Source organism: Bacteroides sp. D2 (assembly GCF_025147085.1).
GTDB lineage: Bacteria > Bacteroidota > Bacteroidia > Bacteroidales > Bacteroidaceae > Bacteroides.
Genome location: NZ_CP102261.1, coordinates 2206009 through 2230870, shown reverse-complemented (window position 1 = coordinate 2230870; position 24862 = coordinate 2206009). Strand labels below are relative to the sequence as shown.

Annotated in this window: 16 protein-coding genes and 2 tRNA genes; 5 read left to right on the top strand and 13 right to left on the bottom strand. The window is 41.5% G+C overall.

What is annotated here, in order from left to right; translation table 11 throughout:
- Positions 1-76: 76 nt before the first annotated feature.
- Both NQ505_RS07510 and pckA read right to left on the bottom strand, forming a co-directional pair.
- On the bottom strand, positions 77-1387 hold the full coding sequence (locus NQ505_RS07510; protein ID WP_009000951.1) for a MutS-related protein: 1311 nt from the start codon (positions 1385-1387) through the stop codon (positions 77-79).
- Between the two features lie 149 nt (positions 1388-1536).
- Complete coding sequence (gene pckA, locus NQ505_RS07505) at positions 1537-3144, bottom strand: phosphoenolpyruvate carboxykinase (ATP) (RefSeq protein WP_004296417.1); 1608 nt, start codon at positions 3142-3144, stop codon at positions 1537-1539.
- Between the two features lie 280 nt (positions 3145-3424).
- Between pckA and upp the strand changes: the two genes are divergently transcribed.
- Complete coding sequence (gene upp, locus NQ505_RS07500; RefSeq protein ID WP_004296418.1) at positions 3425-4078, top strand: uracil phosphoribosyltransferase; 654 nt, start codon at positions 3425-3427, stop codon at positions 4076-4078.
- Positions 4079-4082: 4 nt separating this feature from the next.
- Here upp and NQ505_RS07495 read toward each other — a convergent pair whose 3' ends face one another.
- Genes NQ505_RS07495 through NQ505_RS07480 form a run of 4 tightly spaced genes read right to left on the bottom strand, consistent with a single transcriptional unit; the run spans position 4083 to position 9129 of the window.
- On the bottom strand, positions 4083-4958 hold the full coding sequence (locus NQ505_RS07495) for a helix-turn-helix domain-containing protein (protein ID WP_004323125.1): 876 nt from the start codon (positions 4956-4958) through the stop codon (positions 4083-4085).
- 38 nt (positions 4959-4996) lie between these two features.
- Complete coding sequence (locus tag NQ505_RS07490) at positions 4997-6634, bottom strand: hypothetical protein (RefSeq protein WP_004323802.1); 1638 nt, start codon at positions 6632-6634, stop codon at positions 4997-4999.
- A gap of 49 nt (positions 6635-6683) precedes the next feature.
- Complete coding sequence (locus NQ505_RS07485) at positions 6684-7775, bottom strand: HlyD family secretion protein (protein WP_008642648.1); 1092 nt, start codon at positions 7773-7775, stop codon at positions 6684-6686.
- 22 nt (positions 7776-7797) lie between these two features.
- On the bottom strand, positions 7798-9129 hold the full coding sequence (locus NQ505_RS07480) for a TolC family protein (RefSeq protein WP_008776970.1): 1332 nt from the start codon (positions 9127-9129) through the stop codon (positions 7798-7800).
- 391 nt (positions 9130-9520) lie between these two features.
- Here NQ505_RS07480 and NQ505_RS07475 point away from each other — a divergent pair, with 391 nt between their 5' ends.
- The gene (locus NQ505_RS07475; protein ID WP_009000952.1) at positions 9521-10117 is read left to right on the top strand and encodes a hypothetical protein; all 597 of its coding nucleotides are present in this window, start codon (positions 9521-9523) and stop codon (positions 10115-10117) included.
- 154 nt (positions 10118-10271) lie between these two features.
- Here the strand turns inward: NQ505_RS07475 and NQ505_RS07470 are convergent, their stop codons facing one another.
- Both NQ505_RS07470 and ahcY read right to left on the bottom strand, forming a co-directional pair.
- On the bottom strand, positions 10272-12785 hold the full coding sequence (locus NQ505_RS07470) for a YfhO family protein (RefSeq protein ID WP_009000953.1): 2514 nt from the start codon (positions 12783-12785) through the stop codon (positions 10272-10274).
- Between the two features lie 116 nt (positions 12786-12901).
- The gene (gene ahcY, locus NQ505_RS07465) at positions 12902-14320 is read right to left on the bottom strand and encodes an adenosylhomocysteinase (protein ID WP_009000954.1); all 1419 of its coding nucleotides are present in this window, start codon (positions 14318-14320) and stop codon (positions 12902-12904) included.
- Positions 14321-14503: 183 nt separating this feature from the next.
- On the opposite strand from ahcY, the gene NQ505_RS07460 reads away from it, so the two are divergent.
- Entirely contained in the window at positions 14504-15703 is a 1200-nt protein-coding gene (locus NQ505_RS07460) for a PAS domain-containing protein (RefSeq protein WP_009000955.1), read from the top strand.
- 141 nt (positions 15704-15844) lie between these two features.
- Here NQ505_RS07460 and NQ505_RS07455 read toward each other — a convergent pair whose 3' ends face one another.
- A complete protein-coding gene (locus NQ505_RS07455) occupies positions 15845-17533 on the bottom strand; it encodes a S41 family peptidase (RefSeq protein ID WP_009000956.1) in 1689 nt (562 codons plus the stop codon).
- Positions 17534-17578: 45 nt separating this feature from the next.
- Positions 17579-18568, bottom strand: a complete 990-nt coding sequence (locus tag NQ505_RS07450; protein WP_009000957.1) for an adenosine kinase — start codon at positions 18566-18568, stop codon at positions 17579-17581.
- Between the two features lie 77 nt (positions 18569-18645).
- Here NQ505_RS07450 and NQ505_RS07445 point away from each other — a divergent pair.
- Positions 18646-18719, top strand: a tRNA-Asn gene (locus NQ505_RS07445).
- Between the two features lie 28 nt (positions 18720-18747).
- Positions 18748-18821, top strand: a tRNA-Asn gene (locus NQ505_RS07440).
- Between the two features lie 62 nt (positions 18822-18883).
- On the opposite strand, the gene NQ505_RS07435 is transcribed toward NQ505_RS07440, so the two are convergent.
- The 3 genes from NQ505_RS07435 to NQ505_RS07425 all read right to left on the bottom strand — a co-directional run bounded on the left by NQ505_RS07435 (position 18884) and on the right by NQ505_RS07425 (position 24862).
- Complete coding sequence (locus NQ505_RS07435) at positions 18884-19909, bottom strand: GntR family transcriptional regulator (protein WP_009000958.1); 1026 nt, start codon at positions 19907-19909, stop codon at positions 18884-18886.
- Between the two features lie 131 nt (positions 19910-20040).
- Complete coding sequence (locus tag NQ505_RS07430) at positions 20041-22293, bottom strand: FAD-dependent oxidoreductase (protein ID WP_032854097.1); 2253 nt, start codon at positions 22291-22293, stop codon at positions 20041-20043.
- A 73-nt stretch (positions 22294-22366) separates the two neighbouring features.
- Positions 22367-24862: a beta-glucosidase gene (locus NQ505_RS07425; protein ID WP_099145726.1), complete on the bottom strand. Its 2496-nt coding sequence runs from the start codon at positions 24860-24862 to the stop codon at positions 22367-22369.

The window sequence follows — 24862 nt, the reverse complement described above, 5'->3', positions numbered from 1 at the left end:
TCTGTACAAAAGTAGTCAAAATATATATCTAATAAAAATAAAACAGAATCTCAACAACCTCTATAATGAGGTAAAATTACATCAAACCATCCGACAGTATTTTTTTCACGACCCAATACCCGACTCTGGCCTCTGAAATCCCTGACAACAACCGATGAGGACAGACAAACGCATCATCAATAATTTCTGCTTCCATATAATAAAAGCAACAGGAAGAATCCTTTTCAAAGGCTTTCGCATATTCCAAAATATGTGTCGATATCAAGAAATGACAATGAGAGAAGCTTTTCAGTAATTCATTGACGGCAACGGAGGCTTCAAACGCATCTTTAGCATTCGTCCCGCGAAACATCTCATCTAATACCACCAAACAGCGTTTTCCGGTCACAGCTTTTTGCATCACTTCTTTAATACGGAGTACTTCCGCCATAAAATGACTTCGTCCGTCCCGCAAAGAATCCGGCAGATTAATAGAGGTATAAATCCCCTCGTAAAGAGGACAAATCATTGATTTCACAGGAACAGGCAAACCGCAATGTGCCAACCAGACAGCCAAGGTCAATGCCTTTAAAGTTGTTGACTTTCCCGCCATATTAGAGCCTGTAAAAATGCATATATTTCCCCGGGACATCTGCCAACGGTTTGGCTGCGCATCTTTCACAAAAGGATGAACGACTCCCTCCACCGAGAAGTCCATTGTCGGTACCATTACCGGCATACAACAGAAGCTCTTCTCTTTTGCCACCCGGTGAGCTGTACGGCAAACATCAAGTAGATATATAACAGACAGAAGTTCCTTCAAAGATAACAACCGAGTACACCGGAACAGATAATCGAATTTGTCTATGACAAAGTTAGATAGTCGTTTTTCCTCATCAGAGGTCTGCTCCAATACTTCCTCCAATTCACTTCCATGGAGAATATTATCAATCATAGCAGCAGATTCTTTCATGAGTTGCGGGGCGTCCTGTGGTAGTTCTGTCGCCCATTCCTTCAGACAATGCAAGAGATGAACCACTAATTTCACCCCTCTGCAGATCACATAACGGGTCGAATCATATCGCACCAGACGGTCGATAACAGTAGCACATGAAAGTAAAATATGAGCTTCCCGTATCTGGTCACGATAAGCCAAGTAATACTCAATAAAATCCAGCTCTTCTTCATTCAAAAGAAGTTCGGGCAAAGCATCCCAGACAATAGCCTCCTGTCTTTTACGGATTTCCCCCAAATCACTTAGCGGATACATAATCCAGTTCAACATCAGCGCTTTTCCTTCTTTTGTCTCTGTTTTGGAAAACAAAGAGAAAAGAAATTGCTCATTATTAGCAGTCTCTGTAATGCTTAGATCCGCATAGGTCTGTTTGTCAGTAGCTAGATATACCATAACCGCCTTTAAAGGTTAGTACTCCTGTTTTGGCAAATATAGGGAAAAGTTTTAAACAAACAGCATTTATTCTCATAGAAAGGCACAGGCATAAACAAAAAAGGCGGTTCGAAATCGAACCGCCTTCCATATTATATCTGATTCTCCAATTAGAGTTTCGGACCAGCAGCAACCAAAGCCTTACCAGCTTCGTTACCAGTAAATTTAGCGAAGTTCTTGATGAAACGTCCAGCCAAATCTTTAGCTTTTTCTTCCCATTGGCAAGCACATTCGTAAGTGTCGCGTGGGTCAAGGATCTTCGGATCAACACCCGGAAGTTCTGTAGGAACAACAAAGTCGAAGAAAGGAATAACCTTAGTAGGAGCTTTGTCAATAGAACCATCAAGGATAGCATCGATGATACCACGAGTATCTTTGATAGAGATACGTTTGCCGGAACCATTCCATCCAGTGTTAACCAAGTATGCTTTAGCACCAGTCATCTCCATCTTCTTAACCAGTTCTTCTGCATATTTAGTCGGATGCAATGACAAGAAAGCAGCACCGAAGCAAGCAGAGAATGTCGGAGTCGGTTCAGTGATACCACGTTCTGTACCAGCCAATTTAGCTGTAAATCCAGACAAGAAGTAGTATTGAGCCTGTGCCGGGTTCAAGATAGATACTGGAGGCAATACACCGAATGCATCAGCAGACAAGAAGATAACTTGTTTTGCGTGAGGACCTTTAGACACCGGTTTAACGATGTTTTCGATGTGATAGATAGGATAAGAAACACGAGTGTTTTCAGTCACGCTCTTATCTGTGAAATCAATCTTACCGTTAGCATCAACAGTTACGTTTTCAAGCAAAGCGTCACGTTTGATAGCATTGTAGATATCCGGTTCACTTTCTTTATCCAGGTTGATAACCTTAGCGTAGCAACCACCTTCGTAGTTGAATACACCTTCGTTATCCCATCCGTGTTCGTCGTCACCGATCAATTTACGTTTCGGGTCAGTAGACAAAGTAGTCTTACCTGTACCAGACAGACCGAAGAAGATAGCAGAGCTAGTTCCTTCCATATCGGTGTTAGCAGAGCAGTGCATAGAAGCGATACCACGAAGCGGGTTCATGTAGTTCATGATAGAGAACATACCTTTCTTCATTTCACCACCGTACCAAGTATTCAGGATTACTTGTTCTTTAGTCTTCAGGTTGAATACTGTAGCAGTTTCAGAGTTCAAGCCCAGTTCTTTGTAGTTGTCAACTTTTGCTTTAGAAGCATTGAAACATACGAAATCAGGTTCTCCGTAGTTAGCAAGTTCTTCAGCAGTCGGGCGGATGAACATGTTAGTTACGAAGTGAGCCTGCCAAGCTACTTCCATGATGAAACGTACTTTCATACGAGTAGCTTCGTTAGCACCACAGAAAGTATCAACAACGAACAAACGTTTGCCGGAAAGTTGTTTTACAGCTTTAGCTTTCAAGTCAGCCCAAGCTTCTTCAGTACATGGTTTGTTGTCGTTTTTGTAATCTTCAGAAGTCCACCATACAGAATCAGCAGAAGCTTCATTCTTAACGAAGAATTTATCTTTAGGAGAACGACCGGTATAGATACCTGTCATCACGTTCACAGCGCCTAATTCAGTTACTTGACCTTTTTCAAAGCCTTCCAGACTCGGTTTTGTTTCTTCAGCGAACAAAACATCATAAGACGGATTGTGCAAAATCTCGGTCACACCTGTGATGCCGTACTTGCTTAAATCTAAATTTGCCATTTTCTTTGAATTAATTAAAATTGGTATTTTGTTTTCTATCTCTTTTCACCTTAACATGGGGAGCTTTGGATAGCCCCTTGTAAATCCGGCTACAAAAGTAATACTTTCTTTGGAAAGGAAGAAGGTATTAGAGAAATTTTTCCCTAATTGAAACTCTTTTATAAATTCCTAACAATATCTGCAAACTGAATATTGCAATTTGAAAGATTATCGTTTACTTTGCAAGTCAGTATGCTAGCAATGCTGTGAAAATGAGATTAAAATCTGATTAAAAAATAATATGAAAGTAATTGATTTTGGCCAAACTAATTCGATTCTAAACCAGTACATATCCGAAATTAGAAATGTAGAAGTTCAGAACGACCGCCTGCGTTTCCGCCGTAACATCGAACGGATCGGAGAAATCATGGCTTATGAAATGAGTAAAGAGTTTAAATACTCGGTAAAGAACATCCAGACACCACTGGGAATCGCTCCGGTCAGTACACCGGACAACAATTTAGTAATCAGTACGATCCTGCGTGCTGGTCTGCCTTTCCATCAAGGTTTCCTTAGCTATTTCGACGGGGCGGAGAATGCGTTTGTTTCCGCTTACCGCAAATATAAAGATACGCTAAAATTCGATATACATATAGAATATATCGCTTCTCCCCGCATTGATGACAAAACGCTGATTATCACCGACCCTATGCTGGCAACAGGAGGGAGTATGGAACTTAGTTACCAGGCAATGCTGACCAAAGGACACCCTGCCGAAATTCATGTTGCTTCGATTATCGCCAGCCAAAAGGCTATCGATCATATAAAGAATGTATTTCCTGAAGACAAGACAACAATCTGGTGCGCAGCCATCGATCCCGAACTCAACGAACATTCTTACATTGTTCCGGGACTGGGCGATGCAGGCGATCTTGCCTATGGTGAAAAAGAATAAACGTTTAAAGATTCTTCCGATATTGCTGCGGTGAAACCCCAACCTGCTTCTTAAAGAACGTACCGAAATAAGAAGCATTGGGGAAGCCGAAGGCATTTGAAATCTCCTGAATATCTTTCTGCGTATTTTTAAGCAATGAGATGCTCTTACGAATGATAGCTTTGAATACAAGTTCCTGCACGGTATATCCGCAGATACTCTTAGAAACGGCAGAAAGATATTTAGGAGACAAACACAATTTATCCGCATAAAACTCAACACCCCGTTCCTGCATATAATATTTTTCGATTAACTGGATCAAGTGAATAAAGACTTCGTTTTTGCGTCCTCCCACTTCCCGCCCGTCATTGACGAGTTTGCGATTATAAATAGAACAAATCCTGTACGTCAATGCAAGTAGAAGTAATTTCTGCTCATAAAGTTTAAATGAATTTTCTTCCGACTGTAACACATTGTCCAATAAGGACATATACTTTACGATCTCTTCTTCCTCACCAGTAGACCATACACAAGAAGGTTCTTCGGGAGTAAGGCGGGAATACATATACATGGAAACAACCAGATTCCCCATAATATCCCGGATCGGTTCTATCTGATAAATCAAAATCCGCACCTCCATGTCTTCCGACTCTTGCAAAACCTGAAACTCGCCGTCTTCGGGAATAAACAAACTTTCGCCTGCTCCTGCGAAATGCTTTTTCTGATTAAGCGAAAACTGGAAATTACCCTGGTGGCAAATAATCAGCCCCAGTCCTTTCATTTGAAAAGGTTTCTTCAGTGAGGGTGGAAAATTTACAAATATCCCTTCGGAGCTACATATATTTTTCCCACTTAACAAATCGCGTTCAAACTGCAATAAACGATCTTGTCCGCTATCCATCATACTAATATATTAACAGATCATTATCAAAAACGACGCTAAGTTAGCAATTTTCGTTTAGGATAAGGAACAACGAGCACAAATATCATACAAATTAACCCACCATAAATTGTCCATCCCGCCATCTCTTTGAGTGCAGAGAGCGTGGCCTGCACCTGAATACGCCCTTTGGTAGATATAGCAGCCATGTTACGGGCTTCCGTCTCACTCTTTCCCTGATATTTCATACCTTGTACCGTACCAAGGAAGGAAGTGGAAGCATCCGGATTAAGCAGGTCCACATTTTGCGCATAACGGGTTATATAGTGTTGTTGCCGCTCCTGCAAAACATTTGTATAAATTGCTCCGCCGATACTCGGTCCCACAACCATACGCACAGTAAGCATAATACAGATCCAGGTGGAAAGATATTTAAAAGGCATACGTTGATTGGCATAAGCAGCCGTCAGCGCATACAGAATCATCATGCCTGTGGCACGGATGATAACTGCATATTTCAGACGCTCGTAAACTCCTGCTGTCTGCACCTCGAAATACATAAAAACAGCTGATAAAGACAGGAAGAAGAATCCCATCGCAAACAGATACTTAAAATGTAACCCTTTACCTCCCAACACCATAGCAATCACGGCGCCAATAGCATAACCTACCATACACCAATTACCTAATGAAGCATTTTGCAGATTATCGAGATGCATCCCCACTCCTGCAAACACATTGACAAACATAGCACTGGAGTTTATCACCATCAATAATAAGTAAAGTAATGCTCCCATACGTATAGTACGCAGTTTGAACGCATCCAGCAAAACATAAGGCGACCGGCGCGTTACGTCCATATATAGAAAAATTCCCGCAAAAAGAATACTTACAGCTGTCGCCCAACGGATAGATTCGTCATCATACCAGTCGAGTACTTTTCCATAAACCAGCACATACGTGAGACAAGTCAGCGAGATGCAAAATGCAGTGACATTGCCGAACTTACGGAAATTAATAGGAAACCTTCCGGGAAACTTATAATTCGGCATGGTAATAAACAAGAGCAAAATAGAGATCAGGAGAATCCCCATCATAAAGCAATACACATATTTCCACTCATATTCAAAGGACAGCCAAGCCGTCAATGCTGTGCCCGACTGTCCTAGAATCATAAAAAACAGATAAACAGCCGGCTGACTCACACATCTTTCAATGTCCAATTTATTCCAACCGGCAGTATCTTTCGGCTCCAACCCCGGAGTAATATTGCGGGTAGCTTCCATTCCACCCGCATACCAAATGAGTGTGAACAGATTGACCATCATCAGTACCATACGCAAGAAACCCGTCAGAAGACTACAAAGCGCCAACAGAAAAACGCTGTCTGTCTTTGCACAGATATAACTGAATATATACATGAACGCAAACCCGACAATACACATCATCTTCTCCCGCCGCACACACACCAACTGATATAGGAAAGGAGCAAAGGCTGCCATACCAATAGAAGTAACAAAGTTGGCAAACTGGATATGCTCGGATATAATGCCAAGCCCGCTCATCATTTCGGTGCTATTCACCGAATAAACCCCGCCTACCGTAAGAATCGGCAGAAAGAAAAATAACAGAATGATAATACCCAACGGTTTGGGCATCCAGCTATAGAAAGGATAATTTTTGGGATAAGAGGGCATTAATTTTTGATTTATGAATTATGATTTATGAATTATAGGTGCACGGTGGTTAGAGTTTGGCTTTCACTACTACCATCATGCCTGCTGCTAATCGTTCGTTGTCTTCTTTTGATAAATCGGTAAAGTCGATGCGTACGGGGATGCGCTGTTGGATCTTCACAAAGTTGCCTGCGGAGTTATCGGTCGGCACTAATGAATATTTGGAGCCGGTAGCTCCTGATATAGAGGTGACTTTGCCTTTAAACTCTTTATCGCTAATGGCATCTACTGTGACAAATACTTCCTGTCCGATATGCAGGTTCTCGATTTGTGTCTCCTTATAATTGGCAACGATCCATTTCTGGGTATCAGGAAGAATATAGGTGATGGTCTGCCCTGCCGAAATAAACTGTCCTTCCTCTAATGAGCGACGGCCGAGTTTTCCGTCACAAGGAGCTATTACAACCGTATAGGAAAGATTCAACCGGGCCATTTCGAGCGCAGCTGTTGCTCTTTGAATAGCCGCTTCGGTATTCATGCGACGGTAGGACACTTCATCTACACCGGAAAGAGCTGCTTTTTTCTGCCTTTTCGTAGCTTCCAGCTTCTTACGCGTAGCTTCATAATCAGTGACAATCTGTTCAAGTTGGATAGGAGTAGCCGCATTTCGTTTCACGAGGTTCTCATATCGTTTCCGGTCTTTTTCCAGTTTCGCCAAACGTACTTCAATCTCGGCAATAGACGCATCGTAAACAGATGCTGTTGTCTGCGTAGTATTGAGTGTAGCATTGATGACGGTCGCACCGGCTTGCGCATCTTTCAAGGCAGCTTCAGCCTCCATTACGCGAATTTTATATTCACGATCATCCAGTACCAGTAAAGTATCTCCTTTATGTACCTCCTGATGTTCTGTAAAGTAGATTTTGTCAATGTAACCTGAAGCACGTAGATTGATAGGAGACACATATTGTTCTATTTGTGCATCGTTACTAGTCTCCGTCTGGCTATAATTCAAAAAAAGGCAGATCACTTCAATCACTCCCCAAACAATAATAGCCACTCCGAGAAGGCTGATAGCAATCTGCCAGCGACGAAGTTTCTTCATTTTTTTTGCTTTCTCCTGATGAGTAGCGGAAGGAAGGTTATTTTCCATTGTTTCCATATTTATGATTGTTATTTGCGTATTATTTGACTAATGATTCTATTTGTCCGGTCAGTTTAAGCAGCATCAGGTTAGTCACCCGATAGTTATAATGTGCGCTGATATAGTTGTTTTGAGCTTCGCTCATCTGCATTTCATCTTGCAGCACTTCTGTCATAGAAGCAATGCCTTCCCGGTAACGGTCAGAAGTGACTGCGTACACATCTTCGGCAAGCAAGTAGTTATCCTTCTGTTTCTTAAAGTTACGCTGATTGTTCATCAGGTCGTTCACAGCATTCAGATATTGAGTTTGCAAATTCTTCCGGGCGTCTTCCCATGCCAGTCTTTTGTTCTCTATATCGATCATCGCCTTCTTTATTTTATAGGTTTTATCCAGTCCGTCGAAAATCGGAATACGCAAGGTTAGCCCCACTCCATAGGAACGAAACCATTGATTGGACGGACCGGAGTGGAACCAATGATAACCTTTATCCGTATATGCGGCATATCGCCAGCTGCCTGTCAGACTAAGAGAAGGGATATATCCATTAGTAATGATCTTCTTTTGTCGTTCCGCCAATTGCACTTGCGATTGTGAGAGTTGAAGTTCATAGATATTTTCCGACAAGCCGGTCAGGGCTACTGTAGTAATGCTATCGGTATTTACCGGTGTCAGCGCAATTTCCTTTTCAGCCGGATAATCCATAATGTATTTCAGCATATTCAATTGCTGTTTCATCATTGCTTGTGCATTGTCATATTGCACCTTCAGATTTTCCAAATTGATATTGACTCTTTTCAGATCGACTTCCATAGACATTCCATTATCGAAGAAAGCCTGTGTAATATCTCTCAATTCTTCCAGACGGGTGATATTTGCTTTTATCAGCATGATTTGTTCGGCCGTGACCTGTCCGAGATAATACATCTTACTGATTTGAAGAATAACATCTTCCCTGGCTTTTCCATAAGACAGACGACTGATTTCTTCCATCACTTTAGCTATGGACATAGAAGTATAAAGAGTCTGATTGAAAAGCGGCATCTGCATTTCCAGTCCTGCATTAGCAGAATGTTGCAGCGTCTGCGTTATATTATAAGGAACACCGTAAGATGATCCGTCTGTGACGGACACCGGAGGATCAAAATTGTTACTATAACCGGCTATCGCATTTATTTGCGGCAACAGCTTCGAACGGTTTTCAGATACGCCATACTTACTTCTTTGTATTTCTTTACGTTTTCCTTCTAGCGACAAGTTATTGTCAATACCAATGCGGAGGCAATCCTCTAATGTCAGAATCTCTACCTCCTGTGTTTTTCCGTTTAACACGAACAAGAAAAAAAAGGAAAAAATGAATAGTAGTTTTTTCATAATATATGCTCTATTATTGGCTACAAATTTAGCAGCTTATAGCATAATGAGACTATCCACAAACTATTTGTTTATATTCATATTTTCCTTTTTCAATGGGTAAATGAATGGACAGTCACTCTCATAGATAAAAACAAGAATCCTCTTTCAACCTATCACCTATATTATCAAACCCTTTATTCATCGTATTTTCAGAATGGTAATAGGTTACTGTTGTAGTTTCAAAGCAGGGAACCTTCCTCCACCCCAAAGCATAATAGCATAAACCCATCGGACGAAGAAAAGTCAGGCATTTGATAGACAAATCTCCACCCTTAGTCGATTTTATTTTTATCTGCTCCAGTATCTACTTAGCTTTGAGATATTAAAACAAATAAAAGCAGTAAGAGAAATGAGAAAAAACATGAAATTGATAGGATTGGCAGTCAGCTTAACATGCTGTGCAGGTTTTATAGATGCACAAGAAGCCAATGAGCCGCAAGAAAGGCAGCAACAAGAAAAGCATCTTCCACGCGAAGTTCTGAATCCAGAGAAGGTAGCAACCCAGATGACAGAGCAAATGAATAAGTTGCTCCAACTGACAGATAAACAATATAAGAAAATATATAAGCTGAACCTGAAAGAGCAAAAAGCATTTTTCAAGGCTATGCAAAATTCGGATGACTATCGCCCACCAATGGGAGAAGGTCCCGGTATGCGGGGAGGACGTCCGCCAATGGGTGGAGGCCAACCGCCAATGATGGGAGAAGGTGGTTTCCCGGGCAGAATGGGAGGTGGTCCGATGATGAGCAGAGATACCAATTCTGCCGACTCACAAAAGAAAGCCGCAGAAACCAAAGAAAAGAAAATAAAAAAGATTCTGACAAAAGAGCAGTATGAGAAATGGCAGGCCGAACAAAATTCCGCACGTAAAAAAGCTTCTCAAAGAAGAATGCACAAAGATAATCATCCTGACAAGGGTCCGGACTTTGAACAAAAAAGCTTCTAAATATCACACTTAATATGTTTCTATGAATAATAGCGTTTGTTTTTCATAATTTTTTTAGTGAATGTAAAGTAGCGGCTCTCTTCGCGAGGAAGAGAGCCGCCCTTATTTAATAACCTTATGATACACAACAGGTTTACGTACTATTTTATTTCGCTTAGGACTTCTTCGCTATCTTGCTCCGCTGCGTCCACGCAAGAAGCATAACTCCGATTAACAATAAAGCCAATGCTGCATAAGCAATACTTTCCGTGACGTGTATGCTTTGCGGATCAAACCACATCTCGATGGTATGTTCCCCTGCCGGCATATTTATCGCACGCAAGATATAGTCTGCACGGGCAATATCCACCGGCTGGCCATCGATAGTCACCTGCCATCCCGGATAATATATTTCAGAGAAAACAACAACTCCGTCTTTAGGAGTGGAGGCCTTATAAACCAAACGATTTGGCTCGTAACTGGTTAACTGGATGGTAGATAGTGAATCTTTATATCCTTCTGTCACACCTTTCAGCTGTTCTTTAAACTTCACATCCACTACGGCTGTTTCCGTTGGAAGAATATCGTTCAAAGCATCTATTTCTTCATTTGCATTATTTACATACTGCACCTTATCTACGAACCATGCATTACCGTATGCATAAGGATTCATGACAGGAACAGCCTGCCCTTGCTCTCCGGCAGGGAAAATGAAGTATTTGGTATTCAGCATATTCAGTACACGGAATTTAGAAGCATCCACACTGTCCATCTGTCCACCGGCAGTAGCCACAGCCTGATAAGTTTCTTTCATTTCGGGCACGATGTGATGGTCTATCATTTCCTGATAGCGGCGAAGTTTCGCTGCATGATAGCCACCGACACTCTTATGCCAATATGCTGTATTGTTTTCATTAAATGTATTACCGGGGAAACCGATGAAATTCAGTACACGATAATTCGGAGTCGTATCCTGAAGAATAATCTCATCCGCCTGTGTTTTCACGAATGCTTCTGACCGCTTCGACTTCGGCACGAACTGTTCGTCATTCAAATAGCGTTTATTGACACTCCACATATCTATCAGACACAAAAGCGCAATACCCGCCAGTGTGAAAGAGGCTTTCAACTTCCGCAGTTGATACAAGAATAAGAACAGGCAACCGATCACTATAATAAAGAAGCTGCGCCATGCATCCGAAGCAATAATGGCTTCGCGCATTTCAGTCAGATTGGCCACAAACGAAGCCAAATGTTCGGCAGGAAGTGCTTGTTTCAAAGCAGTCATCTCCTGTGCCGTTATAAAGCTGGAGAAGAAAGCGCCCGGGGCGACAGCTAAAATGAACGCAACACCGGCAGTTAGTACCAACGCAGCAATCACTCCTCTACAGTTCTTTTCCTGTTTCAGCATATCCGGTTTACTCAAAATCTCTTTCAAGGCAAAAATCGCCAACAAAGGTATTGTAAATTCAGCTATTACCAGAATAGAAGATACAGCGCGGAACTTATTATACATCGGGACATAATCGATAAAGAAGTCCGTCAGCCCCATGAAATTCTTTCCCCATGAAAGCAGAATCGAGAAGATAGTAGCTCCCAGCAGCGCCCATTTAAGAGGACCTTTCACTATAAAGCACCCCAATACAAAGAGGAACATCACAAATGCCCCCACATATACCGGACCGGCTGTCCACGGCTGCTCACCGAAATATTGAGGTAACTGTGAGTAAATACCGCTATACATTGGATTGGCCTTTGCCATAGCAACTTCGCTTTGCGACATCGTAGATCCTGATCCTCCCCCCTTTACATTCGGAACCAGCAACGTCAACGTTTCACCGATACCATAACTCCAGTTGGTTATATAATCACGATCCAATCCGCTACTAGTCTGACTGGCAGCAGCTCCCTCCTGCTTCAATTCGCTCTTGCCGCGCATCGTCTCCTTACTATATTCATACGTATGATACAGATTGGAAATATTGATGCAGACTCCTACCACGGCAGCCAGTGCTAAAACCCCGCTAGCCTTGAAGAAATGAGGCAATTCTTTCTTTTTGTAAGCATCTTCAAAGTAAGCTCCTACAAAAAACAGAATCACAAACATGAAATAATAGCTCATCTGAATGTGATTCGACTGAATCTGAAGGGCGATGAACAGGGCCGTAACGATTCCGCCCAACAGGTATTTCTTCCGGTAAGCCAGAACGACACCTGCAATCGTAGGTGGTATATAAGCCAATGTCACAAACTTCCAGATATGCCCTGCCGGTATCAGAATGAAGAAATAGGAAGAGAATGCCCATATCACTCCGCCTAATCCTGCCAGCCAGGCCGATATTCCAAACGCCCGCAAGAGGATATAGAATCCCAGCATCATGATAAAAGTCAGCACTACATAATCCGGGAGAAAGAGGCGATAAACCTTCTCCACCCCTTTCAGGGACGTTGTCGAGTCGTAACTCGGAGACATCTGATAAGTAGGCATACCTCCAAAAATCGAGTTTGTCCAGCGTGTACGTTCTCCGGTACGCTCGAGATACTCTTTCGATTCTTGTCCTGCACCGACTCCGGCAGCCGTGTCATGCTGAAACAAGATACGACCTTCGATATCAGCCGGGAAAAAATAGGCGAAAGAAAGAATGATAAAAGCCAGAATGGCTATTAAGTCGGGAAGAAACTTCTTCATATAATTGAGAATTGAGAATTGAGAATTGAAAACTAAAAACCGAAAATAACAACCGCCGAATCATACCTTATCCCGCCAATTATTTCTCAATTTTTAATTCTTAATTCTCAATTTAATTAGTATCTATAATGATCTGCTTTATAAGGACCATCCACTGATACACCAATATAAGCGGCCTGTTCGGGAGTCAGCTTAGTCAGTTTCACACCGATCTTTTCAAGATGCAGGCGAGCCACTTCCTCGTCCAGATGCTTCGGCAAGCGATATACATTGATATCATATTTCTTGTTGAACAGTTCTATCTGAGCCAACGTCTGATTGGTAAATGAATTACTCATCACGAATGACGGGTGTCCTGTTGCACATCCCAGATTTACCAGACGACCGTCAGCCAACAAGATGATGCTATGTCCATCCGGGAAATAATAACGGTCTACCTGCGGTTTGATATTCACACATTTGATACCCGGATAATGTTTCAAAGCATCTACCTGAATTTCATTATCGAAATGGCCGATGTTGCAAACGATAGCCTGATCTTTCATCTTCGCCATGTGGTCGATACGGATAATATCGATATTACCTGTCGTTGTCACGAAAATGTTACCTTCCAGACAAGCCTCTTCCATCGTCACTACTTCGAAACCTTCCATTGCAGCCTGCAATGCACAGATCGGGTCTACTTCCGTTACGAGCACCCGCGCTCCGTAAGAACGCATGGAGTGAGAACAGCCTTTACCCACATCACCATAACCGCATACCACTACTACTTTTCCGGCAATCATCACATCTGTTGCACGCTTGATTCCGTCGGCCAACGATTCGCGGCAACCGTACAAATTATCAAACTTAGATTTCGTTACCGAATCGTTCACATTGAATGCCGGGAACAGCAATTTGCCTTCTTCCTGCATCTGATACAAACGGTGTACGCCTGTCGTTGTCTCTTCAGATACGCCACGCACTTCTTCCGCTACACGATGCCAGCGAGTACTGTCTTCTGCCAACACTTTCTTCAAGATGGCATTCAGTTCTATTTCATCCTCTGCGTGTACTTCCTTATCCAATACGGCAGCATTATTTTCTGCATCATAACCCACGTGGATCATCATTGTCGCGTCACCGCCATCATCTACAATCACATTCGGTCCCTTGCCGCCGTCAAAGCTCAATGCCTGCAACGTGCACCACCAATAATCGGCAAGAGTCTCGCCCTTCCATGCAAATACCGGTACTCCGGCAGCAGCTATCGCAGCAGCAGCATGATCCTGCGTTGAATATATATTACAAGAGCACCAACGTACTTCAGCTCCTAAAGCCACTAATGTTTCAATCAGCACAGCCGTTTGAATGGTCATGTGCAACGACCCCATAATGCGGGCACCTTTTAACGGTTTGGATTCTCCATACTTTTCGCGAAGAGCCATCAGGCCGGGCATTTCTTTTTCTGCCAAATCGATTTCCTTGCGTCCGAAATCAGCAAGTGTAATATCTGCCACCTTATAGGGCAGAGTAGAGAATAATTCTGTAGACATATTGTAAATCATTTATATATAATGGATGCAAAGATAGAACATTCTGATTAGTAGGGCAAAAGCTATCCGTTTTTTTTATATTATAATAACTAGGGAGGCTGTCAGCATCTCGGAATATTGTTTTATATTTGCAACAGATAAAACAACTTCTACAACATTCTAATGAATAATAACGAATCTTCTATGAGAAATTACGAAAACAAAACAAAGGAAGATCTTTTAGAAATAATCGAACAATTAGAGGAGAAAATAGATTTTCTTTCCTCTCATTCTTCTGATTCTTCCTCTCCTTCCAAAGAACGTTTTCGTGATAAATATAGTACCCGGATACTGGATGCTCTTCCTGACATGCTCACCGTCTTCGACCATGACGCCAATATCATAGAGCTTGCTTCTTCTCCGGCAACTAATCACGTAGAAGGTATCAGCCCCAACAATATCACTACCACTAACGTAAAAGACATTCTGCCCAAAGAGGCTTATGAAAGTGTCCGCAAGAATATGGATAAGGTGATTCTCACAGGAGAAAGTTCAACAGCCAGACACGATCTTATGTTGGATGGTGTTTTACATCACTACGAAAACCGTATCTTTCCTTTGGATAAAGAGTATCTGTTGTGTATGTGCCGTGACATATCCCAACAATGGGAAGCGGAACAGACGAATGCCCAACAACAGAAAGAACTAAAGGCCGCCAGAATCAAAGCAGAAGAGTCGGACCGACTGAAATCTGCTTTTCTGGCAAACATGAGTCATGAAATACGTACCCCGCTCAATGCCATTGTAGGATTCTCCAAACTAATCACTTATGCAACATCTGCAGAAGAGAAGAATCAATATTCGGAAATCATCGAACGAAATTCGGAAATGCTGCTGAATCTATTCAATGATATTCTGGATCTGGCATCGCTTGAAGCTGATTCTCTAAAATTCAATATCCGCCCGATCAAATTAATAGATATCTGCCTGCAGCTGGAACAACAATTCTGCCATAAGACGCAAAACGGTGTCAAACTTATTTTGGACGACGTAGATGCGGACATGTATACTTCGGGAGACTGGAATCGCATCATACAAATTATAAGTAACTTGCTTAGTAACGCTACAAAGTTTACCCCGAAAGGAGAAATTCATTTCGGCTATCGGGAAAAAGAGGATTTTGTAGAGTTCTACGTTAAAGATAGCGGCATCGGCATTCCGGCAGCAAGAATTGCCACAATTTTCCGGCGCTTTGGAAAGGTCAACGATTTTGTTCAGGGAACAGGATTGGGATTAACTCTTTGCAGAATGTTGGTAGAGAAGATGGGTGGACGTATCTGGTTGCGCTCCCAAGAAGGACAGGGAAGCAGATTCTATTTCACCCTGCCTTTGATTCGCCAATAAAGATCGATTAAGGATACAAATATCAGTGTCCGGGCATGATCTTACAGGACTTTTACAATTAAATATAGATATACAGAAAACGCGGCTTGTTGGTAACAAAGCCGCGTTTTCCGCATATATCTATGTTCGAAATATATTCATTTATTCCTTAGTAGCCGGAGCACTAAGCATTTCTTTATATTTCACCGGATCATTCAGAATTTTCATTGCTTCCTTCAAACCGTCATCATCCTTCAGCTGCTGGATGATATTACCACGTTGGTAATAGTAACGCTTGATAATTTCAGTAGCAATCATCTTCTTTATATCAGATGAGAAATAATCCAAGTCGCGATCAAGATCATGGTTCAACTTCTTTTCAAGTGCTTTGAACTCCTCTGAAGCATCATCCATATACCCTTCAAACTCGGCAGCTTCTTTCAACGTTTTCAGAATTTTCTCACTCTGTTGGTCATACTTGAAGTCGGCTTTCTTCACCAATGCTTTAAAATCATTATAATCGGCATCTGTCACCTCAAACTCCTCCGGAGCAACGATGGTAGGATGTTTCAAACAATACTGAGTTGCATAATCAAAAATCAGATTATCGCGTACCAGATAGAAGAGGATATTCGGTAATTTCTCCTGTTTGATAACAATATCCGGCATTACACCACCTCCGTCGCGTACTTCACGTCCGGCAGCCGTATGGAATACCTTAGTCAAACTATCAGGAATGGTTCCTACACTTCCATCTTCATTACGATGCTTGTAATCAATAGCCTGTACACAACGTCCACTTGGAATATAATATTTAGAGGTAGTCACTTTCATCGTTCCGCCATAAGGCAAAGAGCGGGGAACCTGTACCAATCCTTTTCCGAAGGTACGGTTACCAACGATAACGGCACGGTCGAGATCCTGCAGAGAACCTGATAAAATTTCGGAAGCAGAAGCGGTTCCACTATTTACCAATACTGCAATCGGAATATCCAGATCCAACGGTTCGCGCAATGTCTTATAAGTGTTACTAGCCTGTTTGATTTTTCCTTTTGTCGTCACAATCACCTTTCCACGCGGTAAGAAATAATTCGCAATTTCTACTGCTTCATCCAGCAATCCGCCGCCATTACTACGAAGGTCTATCACCAACGAAGTAGCGCCCTGTTTCTTCAAATCCAGAAATGCTTTCTTAAACTCTTTGGAAGGGTTGCCGGAGAAAGTGCTAAGGCTGATGTAACCCACCTTATTATCCAATACGGCAGTATAAGGAATCGCCGGATTCTGAATAGACTCACGTACAATCGTGAATTCCATCGGTGTACGTCCACCTTTCTCATTCGGGCGCTCAATCTTTAGCTTAAAGCTGGTACCTGCCTGTCCACGTAACATCTGGCTGACTTCCGCGTTATTCTTACCGGCAAGATCCTGTCCGTCAATCTCCATCAGGATATCTCCCGCTTTCAGACCGGCTTTTGCAGCAGGCGTTCCCTCGAAAGGTTCAGAAATCATCGAACGCTTTAGTTTCGTATTATAAGCAATGTAAGAACCCATTCCACCAAATGATCCTTTAATCATCTGCTCCAGTTCACTCTGATCTTCTTCCGGGAAATATTCCGTATAAGGATCCAGCGTATAAAGCATATTATCGATTCCTTCCCGAATCGTTTTATTCGGATCAATGGTATCTACATAGAACATATCCAGTTCTTTCACAATCGCATTAAATATATCCAGATTCTTTGCAATCTGGAAATTACGGTCGTCTCCACTCTTGAAACTAAAGAAAGCAACTGTGGCTATCACCGCTACTGCAACAATAGCTATCTGCCTGTTCAGCAATTTTTTCATACCTCTTTCAATCTAAATGAGTCGTAAAAGTAGCTCAATCCTTTGTTATTCCGCCAGAATCCTGTTAATATTTAACTTAATTTCATCCCAGCGTTCCTGTGGTATCGTTGTTCCGATTACCTGAATAACATTTCCCGAGAGAATAGAACCTATTTTTGCACATTTATCCAACGAATATCCGCAAGTCAATCCGTACAAGAATCCGGAAGCAAAATAGTCACCGGCACCGGTAGTATCCACCACTTTTTGAACCGAAATGGCCGAAACCTTTATTTCTTCTGTCCCTTTACGGATATAAGAACCGTTTGCCCCGACTTTTACGATAGCAATACTGCATTTCTTGGCAATCACTCTCAAAGCTTCCTCCGGCTCCTTGCCAGTAAAGGCTTTCGCTTCCTCTTCGTTTGCAAAGACAATGTCGACATATTTGTTGATTAGCAAGGTGAAGAATTCCAGATCATTAGCCACAATGTTATAACTAGCCATATCGAGACAAATCTGCAAACCGGCTTCTTTAGCCAGTTCAATGGCATGAAGAATCATTTCGTGGTCCTGAACAAGATAGCCTTCTATGAATAGGTACGCGTAACCTTTAAACATATCCAAGGTCAGTTCCTCTGCTCTCAAAGAAGCCGCTGCTCCCAGATAGGTTCCGAAAGTGCGCTCTCCATCCGGTGAAATAAAAGTGGATGCCACACCGGAAGGCAGTCGATCTGAAGTCAATAATTTGTCTTCAATCTTATTTTTCTGCAGATTTTCACGAAAAAATTCTCCATAATTATCATTTCCCACTTTTCCGATAAACCCTGTTCCGGCACCCAAACAAGCCAGTCCGAGGATGGCATTTCCTGCCGATCCGCCTGTTGCCAAGTGAGTTTTCATCTGTGAAAATTTCGTGTTAATCTGCTGTAACTTAGCGTCATCGATGAGCTGCATGCTTCCTTTGGGTAAACCCATTTCATCCAAAAGAGTATCATCCTTCAGGGTTGCGAGTACGTCTACCAGGGCGTTGCCCAATCCTATTATTTTGTCCATTCCTAATATTTTTTTTGCAAAGATATTGCATATTTCAAAAAAACCTAGTACTTTTGCATCGCAATTGAGAAAAACATTCTTCCTTAGCTCAGTCGGTTAGAGCATCTGACTGTTAATCAGAGGGTCCTTGGTTCAAGTCCAAGAGGAAGAGCAAAGTTGAAAATCTTGATTGCAAACATTCTTCCTTAGCTCAGTCGGTTAGAGCATCTGACTGTTAATCAGAGGGTCCTTGGTTCAAGTCCAAGAGGAAGAGCAAAAAAGAAGCCACCTGAATGGGTGGCTTTCTTTTTTTAATATCATTAATAGAACTTTCTTTTAAAGAGAGTTACGTATAATCACTTTCGTCGGGTTACGCTTATATATTATATTTTTATTCAAGATAACAGAAGCCGCAGCCTTCCCCATCATCTCAAAATCTGTAGAAATGACAGTAATACCTCCTTCCAATATTTCTTTTACAGCTGTGTCATTATAAGAAATCAAACCTATTTCCTTACCTAACTCATATCCTTTCTTCTTTGCCAGTTTAATCAAGGATACATCATCCGTATCATATCTACTAAAAGTAATATAAGCATTCCCTTTACGGAAATTTTTCTCTTCTACATTCGATTCTATAGAATATGGCAGTTCACTTTTTACACAATAGTGCAGAAAACCATCAATTACTTGTTGTGCATGAATTGCTTCCGGACGCGCTATCAGAATCAGTTTTTCATATTTTTTCAACCGATCCTGCAACTGTAAAAGACTACAATAGATATCATAGCCATAATCTTGATAAATACAACTATAGTTACCACTCAATCCTTGTTGGTTATAATCTATGATTATTCTTTTTTCAGCCGGAATCAGGTTTAAAACATCTGTCACATCTTCCTTCAAAAAAGTAGCTATAATATAATGCGTATAATTGCCCAAATTTTCTTTAATGAGTTTCTCAAAAACTTTATAGTTATGATGATGAAAGTAAATGTCAATATCTCCCACATCCTTCAAAGATTTGAAGATAGAACGATAGATCTGTTCACGCATCACATTCATCTTATCCAATAACAGAAATACATGATAAGAATGGTTTATAGAGACCTTCTTTACAAAATACCCTTTTCTATAAATTGCTTCAATTACCCCCATCTCCAACAAGTAATTCAACCCTTTCAGCAAAGTCTCCTTACTCATGCGCAATTGCGTTTGCAGTTGGTTAAGTGAAGGTATTTGATCGCCTATCTGAAGTGTTCCATCTTCAATTAGTGAATTAATATAATCCACTAACTGAAGATACTTCATTCGTGAAGCAGGTTTCTTCTGTTCCGTTATATCAAGATTTTCGTTTTGCATTACGACCAAGATTAAATAAAATTTTAGCAAATATACTTAAATACCATGATAAAGCAAACTATTAGACAGACAAAATCTTGTACCTTCTCCACACTCTCACAAGAACAATATTTTATTCAAAATATATTGAGTTATTCATAACACTTTACTGCAAATAAAGCTGCTGGAATCAGGCCGGAAGGATGTTCCAGAACGATTCTGATCTCATCCGTAACCAACTTCTCTGGAAATATAATCTCATTTATCGATTGATGATTATCATTCTTCTCATAAATCAATTGATTTGTGCCATCATATATTCTATATTTCTCTACACAGAACGGCATTTTATATTCCGGATGTGTCATTTGAACTGTTTCCATAGGCTGATCATAATCTGTATCAAAAAAGAGAGAGAGCTTCCCGACAGAAATAGCAGCATCCCATTTAATTGTCAAAGTCGGATTCGGATCTTTCAATTCTGCCACCCAAGCATTGGGTGATTGAACTGGACGGTCAATACCATTATTAATATTCGAAACAGGAAAAGCATAACAGTCTTTTTCTGTTCGAATAGCGATATTATATCCCTCTGGTCTCCGCTTCGGACACCAGAATTCAAATTCCTCTATTCCAATATCTTCTGGGGGAGTTTGTTTTCCAAAATTGGAAACAGCTTCATTCACCGTATTAAATACAGACAAAATTCCAGTAATCCTTTCTTGAGTATATTGCAACTGCACCAAAGGATTTTTCTTGAAAACAAGAAAAACATATTGCTCCTCCGGCATCACAGTTCCAAAAACTAACTCTAACTGTTGTTTACCTTGATGCAAAGCTAGTATTTTAGTTTCCAGAACCACATCCGGAGTATGATTGAATGCTTTACTGCTAATACGAAGTTCCACTTCCAAAGCTGTTTCTTCAGAAGCACAAAGATCAACTTGCACTTTTCCCAATACATCCCCTTTTTGTAAAGGAATCATTTGAGCTACAGACTCATCCAGCACCTGCATCTCCCCATCCGCCGGAAACCCCTTAAAATGGTACTCACTGGATGCAGTCAAAGTAGCTTTCGTTACCAAATTCTCTTCGTCCCTGATTATCATATCAGGGATATACTGCCCCATTCTTGATAATTTCTTCTGCAATTCAGATACTTTCCCTAAAGAATATACTTCTCTCGGAGAGATGTTTTCTTTCAGACACATCGCCGCAGCCATCGCAACAGCCTGAGCACTGTGTGCAGAAGTAGCCATTACACGGGTTGAACCGAAAGCAACATGCGATACACTAATAATTCTTCCTGCAAGAAAAAGATTCTCAATTCCCCTGCTATAAAGACAACGGTAAGGAATCTGATATACCCCTTTCGCATGCCACTGATTACAAGCAGATTCCTCACCGAACACGCCGGCTGCCGGATGTAAATCAATACTCCATCCGCCATAAGAGACCGCATCTTCATGATGTCTTTGTTCTATGACATCTTGCTGAATCAGCATATAGTCGCCTTCAAACCTTCTGCTCTCCCGTTTTCCGGGAATACAGCCTACCCATTCCAGCGTCATTGTCTCCGCTTCCGGATATTTACCCGAGTTCTTGATATAATCCCACGCTCCATAAATAACCTTCCACAGTTCCCATTTAATTTGTTCCGTATCATGTACCGTATCCAAGTCGCCACCATATTCAACCCACCATAATTTACAACCATGTTCTTTCGCATTGAAACTACGAAATCGGGGAACAGTCTTCGTTACATCCATTGCATAAGAAGGAGCTACATATTTAACCGGCTTGCCAGTATCCTTTGTGTAGAAATATAAACTGTGTCCCAAAAGTTCACCATAATCCTCTGCCGGTGCAAACTTTTCGCCAAACTCCTCTCTGCTTTCAGCCCCCATACGGTAAGGAGCCCCGGAAAGAAAACCGACAACGCCATCACCGGAAGCATCACAAAATAAAGGAGCAGTTATTTCGTACATAGTACTGTTCTGGCTACAAAACCCTCTGACACTTTCTATTTTATGACCGGCACTCTTTTTTACCTCATACACGCAAGTATTCAGCAATAAAGTTATATTTGGTTCGCTTACCACCTTGTCAAGCATGACAGAATCAAAAATGATCGGATTCCCCTCCGAATTACGGAACGTATTTTCCACCATAATTTCATCTATCACACCGCCTTCACGCGCCCAGCGATTATTATTTCCCATATGAGAAGTTGCTCCAAGCATCCACAACCTTATTTCGCTGGAACCATTCCCCCCCAATACCGGACGATCTTGTATAAGTACCACTTTCAGACCTTGGCGAGCCGCGGTTATAGCAGCACAAACCCCTGAAATACCTCCGCCTACTATTACAAAATCAGCCTGAAGGACATCCGTGTTAAACATTCTCACACTATTAAACTTATCAAGTACCATCTTCTCGTATCTAATTAATTTTACTTCTATTTTAGCTCTAAACCTACTTTTCTATCTGTATCACCTTACGCAACCGGATGTCGTCAGACGCACTTCCTACAAGCACTTCGTAACTTCCCACATCATAATCAAAATCTTTCAATTCCGTCTTATAATAAGAAAAAGCATCCTTATCCAACGTTATTTCTATTTCTTGTACGGTATTTTTCCTAATAAAATGCTTGGCAAACCCTTTAAGCTCCTTATAAGGTCTTTCAACCTTCGGGTTTATAGGTCGAATATATACCTGTGCTGTTTCTGCTCCGTCATGCTTCCCTGTATTTTTTACAGTAAACCGAATCTTAACCACCAAGTCTCTGCCTTTTTCCCTATCTATACGTAAGTCAGAGTATTTAAACGTGGTATAAGACATTCCATAGCCGAATGCAAATTGAGGTTTCGTTTCACTGACATCATAATGCCTATACCCCATAAAAAGTCCCTCTTTATATTCTACCCGCTTATCACCATCCACATCGTAATAATATGGATAGGCCGGATTATCTTCCCATTTCTTTTCAAAAGAGATAGGTAGTTTCCCACTGGGGTTTACCTTCCCAAACAGAATTTCAGCAACAGCCGTTCCACCCTCCTGACCGGCATACCACAAATGTAACAAAGAAGGAACTTTATCTATCCATTTTGACATATCCACATTTCCACCCGCATTCAGCAACACAACCGTATTGGGATTGGCAGCCGTAATACACTGTACTAAACTATCCTGATATTCGGGCAACTCGAAAGGACGATCATTACTTTCACGTTCACTACTTTCATTAAATCCAATGTTCACAATAGCCACATCAGATTTCCTGGCAATCTCTACAGCCTCATCAAAAAGCAATCTATCCTCTCTCCATCCAAAAGAAATATCAACAGGATGCACATTAGCAAAATATTCAAGGACAACAGGATATTCCTTCCCGGCCTCCAACGCCAATACAGTCTCACGAGTCGTTATTCCTTGGTCTCTCCACTCATTAATCAGCATTTCCGTACCAATCTTCAAGCGGAACCCATCGAATCCTCTGACTATGAACCGGTAATTAGCAGTCTTCTCCGGACGTACGACTCCACTCCATCGCATGGAACAGTGGTCATACGGAATACCTTTGTTTTCGGCAGCAATATGCCAGCCGTTACCTATATTAACAATCGTATCTATCACAGTTCTTGCCGGCGCTCCCTTTAAACGAATATTATCAAAGTATTCAGCTTTAAGTCCTTTAATCCGACTCCCCGCTTCTGTGTAAAAAATTGCATTAACAACTGTTTCTGTCAAGGTAGGTACTCCGGGTGCATACGAAATCTGAAGATCCTGTCCGACATTCTTTAACCCATCCAATACTGAAACAGAATGAAACGGAAATGTATAAGAACTTCCACCTCCCGATATATAAGAGTTTGCATTAGGACCAATCACAGCAACTGACTTCACTTTTGAAGGATTCAATGGAAGTAGATCATTCTCATTCTTCAATAATACAATACCTTCTCTAGCCAACTCCAATGCCACTTTTGCCGCTTCCGGATTATTGTATGGAATAGAGCTATCCAACTGTTCATTATCAAAAAAACCGAACCGAAACATTATCCTCAGAATTCTCTTCACTTTCTCGTCAATAGTCGCTTCCTTCACTTTTCCAGCTTTTATCGCAGGCATCAGATTCTCCTTATTCATCCATTTGGCACGCGGCATTTCCAAATCCAAACCACCATTAGCAGCCTCCACAGCGTCATAAGTAGCCGACCAGTCACTCATAACAATTCCATCAAATCCCCATTGTTTTCTCAACACCTGATTATTCAAATAATCATTCTGCGTGGCATGTACTCCATTCACCGGATTATAGCTATCCATAACGGCACCCGCACCAGCTTCCTGAATGGCGGCTCTATAGACAGGCAGATATATTTCATGCAACACACGCTCATCAATATCACTGCTTACATTGTTCCTGTCCCACTCCTGATTGTTCGCAGCATAATGTTTCAGAGTAGCCACCACTTTCTGATCCTGCAATCCTTTTACGTAACCTATAGCTACCTGAGAGTTCAAATATGGATCTTCCGTGAAATACTCAAAATTTCTTCCGCACAAAGGAGAACGAACGATATTCACACCCGGTCCCAATAATATATGTACACCACGTGCTTTAGAATCTCTCCCCAATTGCTTTCCCAATTCATACACCAGCTCTCTGTTCCAGGTCGAAGCAGTCAGTACCCCTGCCGGATAAGCTGTCGATTTTCCATCTTTATGCGTACCGACAGGACCATCCGTCAACTTTATCTCGGGCACGCCCAAACGTTCGATTCCCCTTATATAAAAGCCTTTATATCCTCCTATATAATCTAATTTTTCTTCCAATGTCATGCGGTGGAGCAAATCATTCGTCCTGTCCTCCACAGGAGCTGTTTTATCTTTATATATCTGAGCAAAGCCGCCCATAGAAAAACAGCTCAAAATCCCAGCGATCATTAAATGCTTCATCAT

Bases quoted from the DNA above. Each gene is read 5' to 3' on its own strand.
- NQ505_RS07470 (WP_009000953.1), bottom strand. From the start codon at position 12,785: ATGAAGAAGTTTCTTCCCGACTTAATAGCCATTCTGGCTTTTATCATT.
- upp (WP_004296418.1), top strand. From the start codon at position 3,425: ATGAAAGTAATTGATTTTGGCCAAACTAATTCGATTCTAAACCAGTAC.
- pckA (WP_004296417.1), bottom strand. From the start codon at position 3,144: ATGGCAAATTTAGATTTAAGCAAGTACGGCATCACAGGTGTGACCGAG.
- NQ505_RS07480 (WP_008776970.1), bottom strand. From the start codon at position 9,129: ATGAAAAAACTACTATTCATTTTTTCCTTTTTTTTCTTGTTCGTGTTA.
- NQ505_RS07430 (WP_032854097.1), bottom strand. From the start codon at position 22,293: ATGTTTAACACGGATGTCCTTCAGGCTGATTTTGTAATAGTAGGCGGA.
- NQ505_RS07475 (WP_009000952.1), top strand. From the start codon at position 9,521: ATGAGAAAAAACATGAAATTGATAGGATTGGCAGTCAGCTTAACATGC.
- NQ505_RS07425 (WP_099145726.1), bottom strand. From the start codon at position 24,862: ATGATGAAGCATTTAATGATCGCTGGGATTTTGAGCTGTTTTTCTATG.
- NQ505_RS07455 (WP_009000956.1), bottom strand. From the start codon at position 17,533: ATGAAAAAATTGCTGAACAGGCAGATAGCTATTGTTGCAGTAGCGGTG.
- NQ505_RS07495 (WP_004323125.1), bottom strand. From the start codon at position 4,958: ATGGATAGCGGACAAGATCGTTTATTGCAGTTTGAACGCGATTTGTTA.
- NQ505_RS07490 (WP_004323802.1), bottom strand. From the start codon at position 6,634: ATGCCCTCTTATCCCAAAAATTATCCTTTCTATAGCTGGATGCCCAAA.
- NQ505_RS07485 (WP_008642648.1), bottom strand. From the start codon at position 7,775: ATGGAAACAATGGAAAATAACCTTCCTTCCGCTACTCATCAGGAGAAA.
- NQ505_RS07460 (WP_009000955.1), top strand. From the start codon at position 14,504: ATGAGAAATTACGAAAACAAAACAAAGGAAGATCTTTTAGAAATAATC.
- ahcY (WP_009000954.1), bottom strand. From the start codon at position 14,320: ATGTCTACAGAATTATTCTCTACTCTGCCCTATAAGGTGGCAGATATT.
- NQ505_RS07450 (WP_009000957.1), bottom strand. From the start codon at position 18,568: ATGGACAAAATAATAGGATTGGGCAACGCCCTGGTAGACGTACTCGCA.
- NQ505_RS07435 (WP_009000958.1), bottom strand. From the start codon at position 19,909: ATGCAAAACGAAAATCTTGATATAACGGAACAGAAGAAACCTGCTTCA.
- NQ505_RS07510 (WP_009000951.1), bottom strand. From the start codon at position 1,387: ATGGTATATCTAGCTACTGACAAACAGACCTATGCGGATCTAAGCATT.